This is a genomic window from Microlunatus sp. M237 (genome assembly GCF_056896895.1).
In genome coordinates this window covers 318123-330700 of record NZ_JBXHBL010000002.1, presented here as the reverse complement: position 1 = coordinate 330700, position 12578 = coordinate 318123, and the positions used below count along the sequence as shown (strand labels likewise).

At 70.4% G+C, this 12578-nt stretch carries 14 protein-coding genes; 10 read left to right on the top strand and 4 right to left on the bottom strand.

Annotated elements, in window-relative coordinates:
* The first annotated feature begins 17 nt into the window (after window positions 1–17).
* Together AC1XX3_RS07775 and AC1XX3_RS07770 are read left to right on the top strand one after the other, a co-directional pair.
* Complete coding sequence (locus tag AC1XX3_RS07775; RefSeq protein ID WP_483320516.1) at window positions 18–602, top strand: flavin reductase family protein; 585 nt, start codon at window positions 18–20, stop codon at window positions 600–602.
* Entirely contained in the window at window positions 602–2425 is a 1824-nt protein-coding gene (locus AC1XX3_RS07770; RefSeq protein ID WP_483320515.1) for a VanW family protein, read from the top strand. Before AC1XX3_RS07775 ends, AC1XX3_RS07770 begins: the two co-directional genes overlap by 1 nt.
* Before the next feature lie 82 nt (window positions 2426–2507).
* Here AC1XX3_RS07770 and AC1XX3_RS07765 read toward each other — a convergent pair whose 3' ends face one another.
* Window positions 2508–3539, bottom strand: coding sequence for a GNAT family N-acetyltransferase (locus AC1XX3_RS07765; protein ID WP_483320514.1), 1032 nt, complete (start codon window positions 3537–3539; stop codon window positions 2508–2510).
* A 134-nt stretch (window positions 3540–3673) separates the two neighbouring features.
* Here AC1XX3_RS07765 and fdxA point away from each other — a divergent pair, with 134 nt between their 5' ends.
* Together fdxA and dapC are read left to right on the top strand one after the other, a co-directional pair.
* Complete coding sequence (gene fdxA, locus AC1XX3_RS07760) at window positions 3674–4000, top strand: ferredoxin (RefSeq protein ID WP_483320513.1); 327 nt, start codon at window positions 3674–3676, stop codon at window positions 3998–4000.
* On the top strand, window positions 3997–5091 hold the full coding sequence (dapC, locus tag AC1XX3_RS07755) for a succinyldiaminopimelate transaminase (protein ID WP_483320512.1): 1095 nt from the start codon (window positions 3997–3999) through the stop codon (window positions 5089–5091). The genes fdxA and dapC overlap by 4 nt, the downstream gene beginning before the upstream one ends.
* 30 nt (window positions 5092–5121) lie before the next feature.
* Here the strand turns inward: dapC and AC1XX3_RS07750 are convergent, their stop codons facing one another.
* A complete protein-coding gene (locus AC1XX3_RS07750) occupies window positions 5122–5979 on the bottom strand; it encodes a hypothetical protein (protein ID WP_483320511.1) in 858 nt (285 codons plus the stop codon).
* A complete protein-coding gene (dapD, locus tag AC1XX3_RS07745; RefSeq protein ID WP_483320510.1) occupies window positions 5976–6917 on the bottom strand; it encodes a 2,3,4,5-tetrahydropyridine-2,6-dicarboxylate N-succinyltransferase in 942 nt (313 codons plus the stop codon). Before dapD ends, AC1XX3_RS07750 begins: the two co-directional genes overlap by 4 nt.
* Window positions 6918–6986: 69 nt before the next feature.
* On the opposite strand from dapD, the gene dapE reads away from it, so the two are divergent.
* From dapE to AC1XX3_RS07715, 6 genes are all read left to right on the top strand, one after another.
* Window positions 6987–8054, top strand: coding sequence for a succinyl-diaminopimelate desuccinylase (dapE, locus tag AC1XX3_RS07740; RefSeq protein ID WP_483320509.1), 1068 nt, complete (start codon window positions 6987–6989; stop codon window positions 8052–8054).
* A gap of 4 nt (window positions 8055–8058) precedes the next feature.
* Window positions 8059–8847: an LOG family protein gene (locus AC1XX3_RS07735; RefSeq protein WP_483320508.1), complete on the top strand. Its 789-nt coding sequence runs from the start codon at window positions 8059–8061 to the stop codon at window positions 8845–8847.
* 84 nt (window positions 8848–8931) lie between these two features.
* Complete coding sequence (locus tag AC1XX3_RS07730; RefSeq protein ID WP_483320507.1) at window positions 8932–9390, top strand: DivIVA domain-containing protein; 459 nt, start codon at window positions 8932–8934, stop codon at window positions 9388–9390.
* A gap of 6 nt (window positions 9391–9396) precedes the next feature.
* A complete protein-coding gene (locus tag AC1XX3_RS07725) occupies window positions 9397–9894 on the top strand; it encodes an SRPBCC family protein (RefSeq protein WP_483320506.1) in 498 nt (165 codons plus the stop codon).
* Window positions 9891–10460 (top strand): DNA-3-methyladenine glycosylase I, encoded by a 570-nt coding sequence (locus tag AC1XX3_RS07720; RefSeq protein WP_483320505.1) that lies wholly within the window; start codon window positions 9891–9893, stop codon window positions 10458–10460. Before AC1XX3_RS07725 ends, AC1XX3_RS07720 begins: the two co-directional genes overlap by 4 nt.
* Before the next feature lie 265 nt (window positions 10461–10725).
* Entirely contained in the window at window positions 10726–10893 is a 168-nt protein-coding gene (locus AC1XX3_RS07715; protein WP_483320504.1) for a DUF3117 domain-containing protein, read from the top strand.
* Window positions 10894–10965: 72 nt separating this feature from the next.
* Here AC1XX3_RS07715 and AC1XX3_RS07710 read toward each other — a convergent pair whose 3' ends face one another.
* Entirely contained in the window at window positions 10966–12474 is a 1509-nt protein-coding gene (locus AC1XX3_RS07710; protein WP_483320503.1) for an SDR family NAD(P)-dependent oxidoreductase, read from the bottom strand.
* Window positions 12475–12578: the final 104 nt, after the last annotated feature.

Genomic DNA, 12578 nt, shown 5'->3' with positions numbered 1-12578 from the left:
TGCCGTACCTGTCCGACGTGATATCCCCAGACACGACGCCGGCGGGCGTGCCGGCCGACACGCTGCGGCTGGTGATGGCCGAGTTCGCCTCCGGCGTGACCGTGGTGACGACCATGGTGGACGACGTGGCGCACGCGCTGACCGCCACCGCCTTCTGCTCGGTCTCCCTGGACCCGCCGCTGGTCCTGGTGAGCGTGGGTCGCGCCAGCCGGTTCCATGACGCCGTCATCGGCTCCGGCAGCTGGGCGGTCTCCGTGCTGGCCGAGGGCCAGAGCCGGTTGGCTCGTCACTTCAGCCGTCGTGGTCGTGACCTTCTCGCCCAGTTCGACGACATCGACCACCAACCGGCGCCGCACTCCGGAGCGCCGGTCCTGACCGGCGCCCAAGCCTGGCTGGACTGCAGCACCGCGTCGGTCCACGCCGCCGGGGACCACACCCTGGTGGTCGGTCGGGTGCTCGCGGCGGGTCAGAACTCTTCGTCTGGGATCCCTCTGACGTACCATCGGGGGACCTATAGCGATACCCCTGAGACGGGGGACACCCCCGATTCTCCACCTCTTTCCCGATTTTTTCATGACACTGAGACGAAGACAGGTCCGTAGTGAGCCCCTCTGACCGTGACGATCACCTCGACGACACCGTCGTCCGGCCTCGCCCCGACGACGACACGATCGTGCGACCGGCGGTCGAGCCGGAGGCGTTCACCGACCCGCCGTCCAAGCCGCGCCGCGGCCGGACCAAGCGCGTGCTCGGCGCCCTCCTCGGCCTCGTCGTCGTGGCCGGACTCGCACTGTACGCCGTCGGATACTTCATGGCCGGCGACAAGCTGCCGAAGAACGCACAGATCTCCGGCGTGGCCGTCGGCGGGCTGGACCGGGCTGACGCGGTGGACACCTTGAAGGCCGCGCTGGAGCCGCGGGCCAGCCAGGACATCGATGTGAGGATCGGCGGCAAGAAGGACAGCGTCGACCCGGTGGCCGCCGGCTTCGCCCTGGACTATGACGGCGCCGTCGAGCGAGCCGGCGGCGGCCGGAGCCTGGACCCGCGGGACATCTGGCAGGTGCTGACCGGCGGCTCGAGCACCCAGGTGCCTCGGCTGGTGGACCAGACCAAGCTGCGCAGCACGGTGGAAGGGCTGGCCACGAAGCACGACGCGGCGGCCAAGGACGCCACCTTGGCGTTCGCCAAGACCGAGATCAAGAAGACCGACGGCGTACGCGGGGTTGCGCTGAAGGTGCCGGAGGCGACGAAGGCGCTCACCGACGCTTACTTCGTCAGCACCGCTGCGGTGGAGCTGCCGGCCACGCTCACCGATCCTGACGTGACCACCGCGGAGGTGGACACGATCGTCGACGAGTTCGCCGAACCGGCCGTGTCCGCGCCGGTCGTGGTGAAGCTCGGCGGCGGGCAGCGGTTCTCGGTGACGCCGACCATGATCGGCTCGTCGATCACCTTCGCCACCCAGGACGGCACTCTCACGCCGGTGCTGGACGCCAAGAAGCTGCGTCAGGCGGCCGACGGCGCGGTGCGTGCCGTCGCCATCACCAAGCCGAAGGACGCCACCGTCCGACTCCGCAACGGCAAGCCCGAGGTCGTCCCGGCCGTCGACGGCACCGAGGTGAGCGCGGAGAACCTGGCCAAGGCCGTGGAGCCCGCGCTGACCCGGTCCGGTGCCGAGCGCACCGTGACGGCCGAGCTCAGCGGAGCCAAGGCTAAGTTCACCACCCAGGACGCGGAGAAGCTCGGCATCAAGGAGGTGACCGGATCGTTCACCACACGGTTCCCCTACGCGGAGTATCGCAACGTCAACATCGGCCGCGCCGCGGAGCTGATCAACGGCACGGTGCTCAAGCCGGGTGAGACCTTCTCGCTGAACGACATCGTCGGTGAGCGGACCGCCGAGAACGGCTTCACCGAGGGCAACATCATCTCCGGTGGGAAGTTCCGCCTTGAGCTCGGTGGCGGTGTCTCGCAGAGTGCGACCACGACCTACAACGCGATGTTCTTCGCCGGTCTGAAGGACATCCAGCACCAGCCCCACACGCTCTACATCGACCGCTACCCGGCGGGCCGAGAAGCCACCGTGGCCTGGCCGACGCTGGACCTGAAGTTCGGCAACGACACCGACTACGGCGTGCTGGTGCAGGCCGACGTGACGAAGGCTCGCCCGGGCACCCAGGGCTCCATCACCGTCAAGATGTGGTCGACCAAGACCTACGACAAGATCGAGTCGTCACCGCTGCGCAAGTCGAACTTCACCACCGGCCGTGACCTCACGGACGACAGCCCGAAGTGTCAGCCGATGAGCCCGGTGCAGGGCTTCGACGTCAACTACGAGCGACTGTTCTATCGCGACGGCAAGGTCGTCAAGACGGAGAAGTTCTTCTGGCGCTATGCACCGACCGACCGGGTCAGCTGCGTCTGAGACGCCGGCCGTGGGAATGGCGGCCTATCCGGCCGGCGGGGTGAGATAGCGGCCTACCCGGCTGGCGGGGTGAGGTAGCGGCCTATCCGGCCGGCGGGGTGAGATAGCGATACGCGTGGTGCACCCGGAAGCCCGCGCGGGCGTACGCCCGGTGTGCGGCGGCGTTGTCCTGGGCAACCTGCAGGTAGGCGTACCGGGCGCCACGGCGGGCGCCCCAGTGCCCGAGCGCCAGCAGCACGGCGGTGGCCAGCCCTCGCTGTCGGTGGTCGGGCCGGGTCCAGATGGAGGCCAGCCCGAGCCAATCCGCGCTGACGTGCCCGCGGCCGATGCTGACCAACGCAGCAACCGCCGGCGCGCTCGCCGGGGGCGTATCAGCCGCGGATTCTGCCGCCGTCGGCTCGTCGGTTCCGGAGTCGGCGATCCCGGCGAAGGCCCGCGGTGGGCGGCCGTCGAGAATCTGTCGCAGCACGGCCGGGTCTGCGTTGTTCGGCCGGCTGGTGAGGTAGGCATCCTCCCACCCCCGTTCCAGCGTCTGGGTGACCCGCACCCGGGGATCCGGCCGGGTGCCCTCGAGCAGGTCGACCAGGCGAACGGCCATCACGTCGGTGCTCACGTAGGTCTCCACCCAGCCGAGTGCCACCAGCGCGCGCTCCGGTGCGGACCCGACGACCACCTGTGCCCGTGGCTCGATCCGGTGCGCCGCCGCGTGGCGAACGATGAGCCGGGCGGCCTCGACCGTCGGCACGCCGGGGTCGCCGACCGCCAGGCAGGAGTTGGCCCGGCCGGTGAACCCACCGCCGGCGCGCAGCGTCCACTCACCCAGCGGTTCGGCGTCGGCGAGCCAACCCGGTAGCGACAGCTGCTCGACCCGGTCGGCGCTGATCCGTTCCGGTGGAGGTCCGCCGCGGGCCACGGGGACACGCCGGACCGCGACCACCGTCGCGGTGTCGACGCAGGTCTCCTGACCCTCCGCCGTGGTGATGACCAGCCGATCCGCGTCGACGCGGCGGAGCCAGCCGGTCACGTCGGTGGCCGAGCCGTCCGGCAGCAGCTGGCGGCAGACGATCCGGTCACCGACCTGCAGACCGGGAGGCGCACTGTCCACGGGGTCCATGGGATGAGGCCCTTTCACGAAGGAGATGCAGACGCGCGATACTAGGTCCGAACCGTACGGCGCAGCATCATCGAGCGTCAGCTCGTCGCGATGTCACCCGACGTGGCCGTACATGATCTTCGAGGAGTATCGCCGTGACTTACGTCATCGCCCAGCCGTGTGTCGACCTCAAGGACCGGGCCTGTGTCGAGGAGTGTCCGGTCGACTGCATCTACGAGGGTAAGCGGATGCTCTACATCCATCCCGACGAGTGCGTCGACTGTGGCGCGTGCGAGCCGGTCTGCCCGGTGGAGGCCATCTTCTACGAGGACGACACTCCGGAGGAGTGGAAGGACTACTACACCGCCAACGTCGACTTCTTCAACGACCTGGGTTCACCCGGCGGTGCGGCCAAGACCGGTGTGATCGAGAAGGATCACCCGCTGATCGAGGCGCTGCCGCCGCAAGAGCACGAAGAGTGAGTCTCGCCTCGGCGCTGCCGGACTTCCCCTGGGACAGCCTCGCCGACGCCAAGCGCACCGCGTCGGCGCATCCGGACGGCATCGTCGACCTCTCCGTCGGTACGCCGGTCGACCCGGTCCCGGCGCTGGGGATCGCGGCGTTGAGCCGGGCCGCGAACAGCCCCGGCTACCCCGTCACCTCGGGTACGCCGGCGCTGCGCGCGGCCATGGCCGGCTATCTGCAGCGACGCTGGGGCGCTGAGCGGCTGGACCCGGACGCCACCTTGCCGGTGATCGGGACCAAGGAGCTGGTGGCCTGGTTGCCGACCCTGCTGGGGCTCGGCGCGGGCGACACCGTCGTCATCCCGACGATGGCCTACCCGACCTACGCCGTCGGCGCGGCCATCGCCGGCTGCGACGTGGTTGCGGCCGACGACCTGGCTGCTCTGGGAGACATGCGGCCCGGCCTGGTCTGGCTCAACTCCCCGTCCAACCCGACCGGGGAGACGCTGGACGCGGCCACGCTGACCCAGCGGGTCCGCTGGGCCCGTGACCGCGGAGCGGTGGTCGCGTCGGATGAGTGCTACGGCGAGTTCGGCTGGGACGTCGAGCCCACCTCGGTGCTCAGCGAGGCGGTGAGCGAGGGGTCGTACGACTCATTGCTGGCCGTGCACTCGCTGTCGAAGCGGTCGAACCTGGCCGGCTACCGGGCCGGATTCGTCGCCGGCGACCAGCAGATCGTGTCCGACCTGCTGGCGGTCCGCAAACACGCCGGCATGATCGTCCCGCGACCCGTGCAGGAGGCCATGGTGGCCCTGCTCGACGACCAGGAGCACGTGGTTGAGCAGCGGGCCCGCTATCTGGCCCGCCGGGCCCGGCTGCGACCCGCCCTGGAGGCACGCGGTTTCACCGTTGCCCACTCCGAGGGCTCCCTCTATCTGTGGGTGACCCGCCAGGAGAACTGCCGGGCCTCGATCGACTTCCTCGCCGGTCTGGGCATCCTGGCCGCCCCCGGTGACTTCTACGGTGAGGCCGCCGGCGAGTTCGTCCGGGTGGCCCTGACGGCCACCGACGAACGGATCGAGGCTGCGGCCGGGCGACTGCTCGGCTGAGAGGGGAGCCTGCGGCTGACCCCTGGGGCCTCAGCGGACGGTGATGATCACGGTGCGCGACTGTGGTGCCGGCGTCGCCGCCGTCCACTCCGGCAGCGACTCGCCGCTGGTCCGCCACACCTGACCGAGCGCCTGCACCTCGACCACACCGAAGACCGCGGAGCCGGCCACCGCGTGGTGGGCGTAGGCCCAGGCCAGGGCATCGCTGCGGGCCGTGATGGTGAGAACACTGCCGGCCCGGCGCTGCTTCACCTTGCCGAACGTCTTGGTGATCGAGGCCGCCAGCGCCTTGGCGTCCCCGGCGGTCTCCTGGCGGTCCAGGCAGGTGAAGGAGGCGGCTGACTGCCCGGTCAGCGCACTCGCCAGCACCCGCGCGTCGGCCTCGTGATCACGGTAGGCCTCGGGATAGCCCGACACCTGGACCTTCTGGGCCACGTCGTTGATGTCCCCGGTGGCCCATCCGTCGACCTTGACCAGCGCGTCATAGAACTTGCCGGTCGCGTAGTAGGGGTCCTGCAGCTGCTTCGGTGTTCCCCAGCCCTGGGACGGCCGCTGCTGGAACAGGCCGACGCTGTCCCGGTCGCCGTGGTCCAGGTTGCGGATCATCGACTCCTGATAGACGGTGGCCATCGCGATCGACGCGGCTCGGGGGACGAGCCCCCGCTTCACCGACAGCCCGACGACGATCGCGGCGTTGCGCGCCTGCTCCAGGTCGATCGCCACGCTGGCGTCGTCGGCTCGGGCGACACAGCGCTCCTCACCGGGCTTCGGTCCGGAGTCGGTGGTGCGCTGCAGCAACAGATAGCCACCCACGCCCAGCACGCCGAGCACCACCAGGGCCAGTGTCAGACAGCCGATGGTTCGGGCGAGGGCGCCCAGGCGTGTCACCCGTTTGCGTGCAGGGCGGCGTTGAGCTCGACGCCCTTGCCTCGCCGACCGCGCACCTCGACCGTCCCGGTGACCGAGTTGCGGATGAACAACAAGTTGCTGCGGCCCGCCAGCTCGACGGCCTTGACCACCGTGGCGTCTGGCAGGGTCACCTTCGTCGTAGCGGTGACGTAGAGCCCCGCCTCCACCACGCAGTCGTCGCCGAGCGGGATGCCCAGACCCGAGTTCGCCCCCAGCAGGCAGCGCTCGCCGAGTGAGATGAGCTGGGTGCCGCCGCCGGACAGGGTGCCCATGATCGAGGCGCCACCGCCCACGTCGGAGTCGCGGCCGACGACCACTCCGGCCGAGATGCGGCCTTCGACCATGGAGGTGCCCAGCGTCCCCGCGTTGAAGTTGACGAAGCCCTCGTGCATCACCGTGGTGCCGGATGCCAGGTGCGCCCCCAGCCGGACCCGGTCCGCATCGGCGATCCGGACGCCGGCGGGCAGCACGTAGTCGACCATCCGGGGGAACTTGTCCACCCCGAAGACCGTGACGTGCCCCCGCGTGGCCCGCAGTCCGGCACGGACGGACTCGAATCCCTCGACCGCGCACGGACCGGCCGACGTCCACACGACGTTGGGCAGCACGCCGAAGATGCCGTCCAGGCTCTGCCCGTGCGGGGCGACCAGCCGGTGGCTGAGCAGGTGCAGTCGCAGATACGCATCCGTGGTGTCGGCCGGGGCGGCGTCCAGGTCGATCGTCACCGACCGCAACTCGGTGCGGACGCCGCGGACCGGGTCCTGACCCACGGCGGCGGTCAGCGCGTCGGGTGCGGGGGAGCCGTCGGGTTCGCCGAGGGCCGGCGCCGGATACCAGGTGTCGAGCACCTGACCGGAATCGTGCACGGTGGCCAATCCCCAGCCCCAGGCGGTACGGGTCGTCGTGGCGTCAGTCATGGCGACAACCATAGGCGGCTGCCCCAGTCGCACGCTCGCCCATCCCGGGCGGCGGTTAGGGTGCTTGGCATGTCCCTCGATCTTTCCGGCCCCGTCGTCGACCTCCTCCGCCAGCTGATCGACATCGAGTCCGTCAGCGGCGACGAGGCCCGGATCGCCGACGAGGTGGAGGCCGCCCTGCGCCCGTACGAGCACCTGGAGGTGATCCGCGTCGGCAACGTCGTGGTGGCGCGAACCAACCTGGGCCGGGCCGACCGGGTGGTCATCGCCGGCCACCTCGACACCGTGCCGATCGCGGCGAACGTACCGTCCTGGGTCACCGGCGAGGGCGACGAGCAGATCGTCTGGGGCCGTGGCAGCTGCGACATGAAGGGCGGCGTGGCCGTACAGCTGTCGGCTGCCGTGGCGCTGACCGCGCCATCGCGTGACGTCACCTGGATCTTCTATGACAACGAGGAGGTCGACGCCGATCTCAACGGGCTCGGCCACCTCGGGCAGAGCCGACCGGACCTGCTGGCCGGTTCCTTCGCGGTCCTGTGCGAACCGACCAGCGCCGGCATCGAAGGCGGCTGCCAGGGCACCCTCCGGGCCGAGGTCACCCTGACCGGGACGGCGGCTCACTCTGCCCGGTCCTGGCGCGGCCACAACGCCATCCACGACGCGGGCGCGGTGCTGACCCGGCTGGCCGAGCACCAGCCGCGCGAGATCGAGGTGGACGGCCTGCTCTATCGAGAAGGGCTGAACGCGGTGGGCATCTCCGGCGGCATCGCCGGCAACGTCATCCCGGACCGCTGCACCGTGGTCGTCAACTATCGGTTCGCCCCGGACAAGGACGAGGCGGCGGCCGAGGCGTACGTACGCGGCGTGCTCGACGGCTTCGAGGTGAGGATCACCGACGTCGCGCCGGGCGCCCGACCCGGCCTTGACCAGCCCGCCGCCGGCGAGTTCCTGGCCGCGGTCGGCGGCGAGGCCCGCCCCAAGTTCGGCTGGACGGACGTGGCCCGCTTCTCGGCGATGGGCGTACCCGCTGTGAACTTCGGGCCGGGCGACCCCAACAAGGCCCACGCGGACGACGAGTTCTGCCCGGCAGCCGACGTACACACCTGCCGCGACGCGCTGCTGCGCTGGCTAGGCTGACCAGGTGAGCGACTCCCAGTATTCCCACCGCATCTCGACCGGGCCGGTGGTCCGCGGCCGCGGGCAGATCCAGCCCACCACCACTGACCAGCGACTGCTGGACGGTCGGGGTGGCAGTGACTGGGTCCACACCGACCCCTGGCGGGTGCTGCGGATCCAGTCCGAGTTCGTCGAGGGCTTCGGCACCCTGGCCGAGATCGGCCCGGCCGTCAGTGTCTTCGGCTCGGCCCGGACCAGTCCGGACAGCCCGATGTATGCCGCTGCCCAGGAGCTGGCCGCTCGGCTGGCCCAGGCCGGCCTGGCCGTGATCACCGGCGGCGGACCCGGCATCATGGCGGCGGCGAATCGCGGGGCCAGCGAGGCCGGTGGCGTCTCGGTCGGGCTGGGGATCGAGCTGCCCTTCGAGTCCGGTCTCAACGAGTACGTCAACCTCGGCATCAACTTCCGCTACTTCTTCGCCCGCAAGACCATGTTCGTCAAGTATTCCCAGGGCTTCGTCGTGATGCCCGGCGGCTTCGGCACCTTCGATGAGCTGTTCGAGGCGCTCACCTTGGTCCAGACCCGCAAGGTCACCTCGTTCCCGGTCGTCCTCTTCGGCTCTGCGTACTGGAGCGGGCTGGTGGACTGGCTGACGGCGTCGGTACTCGCCGAGGGCTATCTGTCGCCGGCCGATCTGGCCGGGTTCACCGTCACCGACGACATCGACGAGGCGGTCTCGATCATGCTGTCCAACCAGCCGAGCCCTGCCACGCCCTCGGCCGACGATGCGGTGCCGGCGAAGCGACCCGAATAGTACCCCCAGCGCAGCGACCCGAACAGCCCAGCGACGACCTGGGCAGATGAGCCCGATCACGGTCGTCCGTGACACCATCGGGGCATGGAGTGGTTCATCGCCGCTGTGGTGATCGTCGTGCTGGGCGTGGCGGCCGTGGCCGCCGCCGGAGGAATGGGTGAGATGAGCACGGAGCCGGTCAAGGACGTCTACCGCCAGGATCTGCCCCCGGAAGGGACCCGATCGCTCGGGGCATCCGACCTCGAGACGCTGCGCTTCGGCGTCACGGTCCGCGGCTATGCCATGGGTCAGGTCGACGACATCTTGGCGCGGTTGGCTCGTGAGATCGCCGAACGCGACGCCCGGATCGCCGAGCTCACCGCCGGCGATCCGACGACGTCGACCACCGCCGCCGCTGAGCCCTCCGAGCGGGCGAACGGTGCCGACCCCGACGGTGCGCCCGAGACTCGGGACGGATCGCGGGGTTCCGCTCAACGCTGGGACGAGGCCGCGGCCCAGCGCAGCACGAACGCTGAGGTGCCGGACTCCGGCTCTGGCGTCTGAGCTGCGATGGCCGTGCTGTTGCAGGTGCAGGTCGAGCTCGCCGCCACGGTCGAGAAGGTCTGGGCCCGGCTGATCGACTGGCCCGGCCAGGCCGACTGGATCCCGCTCACCACGGTCTCGGCCGTGGGCGAGCGGAGCGAGGGTCTGGGGGTGCAGGTCGAGGCGCTGTCCGGCTTCCGGCTCGGTCGGGTCCCCGTCGGGTTGCTGGACCGGTTCGTGGTGACCGGCTGGACTCCGCCGACCGACGGCGTCGGTGAGCTGGAGGTGCTGCACCTGGGCCCGTACTTTCGCGGCCCCGGGGTCTTCCGAGTGGAGCCGGTCAGCCCGGGCTCGGGCGGGGCGGCGCAGCGCGGTGGCACGATCCTGCGCTGCACCGAGCTCTTCTCGCTGCCGGGTGGGCGTCCGGTGGAGAGCATCGCCCGGCTGGCGCTGCCGCTGATGCGCCGTGGGTTGCGCAGCAGCCTGGCCAGGCTGGGAACCGTCATCGATCGGTCGAGCCGATGAGCGTCCTAGCGGGGACGGACGGAAAACTCCGCTGCCCCTGGGCGCTATCGACCCCCGACTATGTGGCCTATCACGACGACGAGTGGGGTCAGCCGGTCACCAGCGTCGCCGGGCTGTACGAGCGGCTGACCCTTGAGGCGTTCCAGTCAGGGTTGTCGTGGATCACCATCCTGCGCAAGCGGGCGGCCTTCCGCTCCGCCTTCGCCGGGTTCGATCCCGAGCAGGTGGCCGCGTTCGACGACGGCGACGTAGCCCGGCTGATGGCCGACGCCGGGATCGTCCGCAACCGGCTCAAGATCGACGCGGCGATCGCCAACGCCCGGGTCGTCGCCGAGCAGGGACAGCAGTTCGCCGATCTCGTGCTCGGCTTCGCCCAGCCCGGGCGGCCACGTCCCCGGACCCTGGCCGACGTGCCGGCGCGAACGCCGGAGTCGACCGCGCTGGCGACGGCGCTGAAGAAGATCGGCGTCCGCTTCGTCGGTCCCACCACCGCCTACGCCCTGATGCAGGCGGTCGGGCTGGTCGATGATCATCTCCAGGACTGCTGGGTCCCCGCGGTCGGCTAGTCGCGCACCGGTTCCCGGCAGCCACGTATCCCCGGGTCAAGGGTGGTCACCGTCGGTGAGCGCGATCTGCGTCGGTCGCGCTCAACTCGTACGGCACCGCTCGGCGTTGTAGTCCGCGCACTGCTGTCACCACAGGTTCGGGAAAGGCCGGGACCGGACGGATCGGGCGTCTGGGAGGCCGATCTTCGCCCCGGCTGGGGCGAAAAGCCGATCATGCGGAATAATTGTCCCCGCCAGTGCTGGATGACAGAGATGAGGTAGCTCGATGGCTGCAATGAAACCGCGGACCGGTGATGGCCCGATGGAGGTCACCAAGGAGGGCCGAGGGATCGTCATGCGCGTGCCGCTCGAGGGTGGTGGCAGGCTGGTCGTGGAGCTGAACGCCGGCGAAGCGGCTGAGCTGGCTGGAGCACTCAAAGAGGTCGTCGGCTGAGCCACCGACCGTCAAGGCCCCGTTGCGTCAGCAGCGGGGCCTTCGTCGTCCCCGGACGGCGTCCGGGGTTCGTCACCAGGGCGAGGGCCGGTAGTCCTTGAGGAAGCAGCCGTAGACGTCCTCACCGAGCTCACCGCGCACGATCGGGTCGTAGACGCGAGCGGCCCCGTCCACCAGGTCCAGCGGAGCATGGAAGCCCTCCTCGGCCAGGCGCAGCTTGGTCGGCCGCGGACGCTCGTCGGTGATCCAGCCGGTGTCCACCGCGGTCATCAAGATGCCGTCACTGTCCAGCATCTCCTTGGCGCTGGTCCGGGTGAGCATGTTCAGCGCCGCCTTGGCCATGTTGGTGTGCGGATGACCTGCGCCCTTGTAGGCCCGGCCGAACTGGCCTTCCATCGCCGACACGTTCACCACGTACGTCCGCCGCGCCGCAGCCGCGGCCATTGACGGCCGGAGCCGGCTGATCAACACGAACGGGGCTGTGGTGTTGCACAGCTGCACCTCGAGCATCTCCAGCGCGTCCACCTCGTGCACCCGCTGGGTCCAGCTGTTGACGTCGTGATGGTCGGGCAGCAGACCGCCCGCGTCGATCCGGTCCAGGTCCGCCGAGCCGGCGCTGAGCGCCAGGGCGGTCAGCTCGTCGGCGGTGTGGGCGTCGGGCGCCAGCACCGGGTGAGCGGTGACCGAGCCGACCAGCGCCGCGGGGTGGGCGTCACTGGTGTGGCCGAAGGTGATCAGCTCGGGCAGCGGCCCGTCCGGCAGGGGAGCGGACTCCGCCTCGGCCAGGGGCGCGTACGCTCCCGCCGACCGGCGAACGGTCTGGGCGGCGTTGTTGATCAAGATGTCGAGCGGGCCGGCGGCCGCGACGGAGTCGGCCAGGCCGATCACCTGCGCCGGGTCACGCAGGTCGATGCCGACGATCCGCAACCGGTGCAGCCAGTCGGCGCTGTCGGGCATCGCCGTGAAACGACGGACCGCGTCGTGCGGGAACCGGGTGGTGATCGTGGTGTGGGCGCCGTCGCGCAGCAGCCGTAGCGCGATGTACATGCCGATCTTGGCGCGGCCACCGGTGAGCAGCGCGCGCCGCCCGGTGAGGTCGGTCCGTGCCTCGCGGCGGGCGTGGTTGAACGCGGCGCAGTCGGGGCACAGCTGGTGATAGAAGGCGTCCACCCGGGTGTACTTCTGCTTGCAGACATAGCAGGGCCGGGCGACCTGCAGAGTGCCCGCGCTGGCGCCGCGGGCGTTCGAGGTCAGCGGCAGCCCTTCCGTCTCGTCATCGATCCGCTGTGGCGACCCGGTGGCGGTCGCGGCGACCACCGCCTTGTCCGCGGCGGACACCACGGCCCGCTTCTCCAGCCGCCGTTGCTTCTTGAAGCTCTTGTAGAACTTGCCGCAGGCCCGCTGGAGCAGCTGGTAGGTCGGGTCGTCCTCGGCAAGGGTGGTGCCGGCGGTCTCCAGCACCCGCAGGGCAACGGCCAGGTCGGCGGGGTCGATCGTAGCCGCGCCCGGATCCACCACCTCGGTCGACTCGGGTCCGTCTCCCCGGCCAGGGTGCAGGGGCAGGGTGGGGACGTGCGTCATCAGGTTCTCCAGCAGATCAGGTTGAGGGCCACTGCGACTCTAGTCGCGATCCGCGGCGGCCCCTGCATCCAGGCGGCTCAGCCGCGGTCCAAACTCCCAGCCGG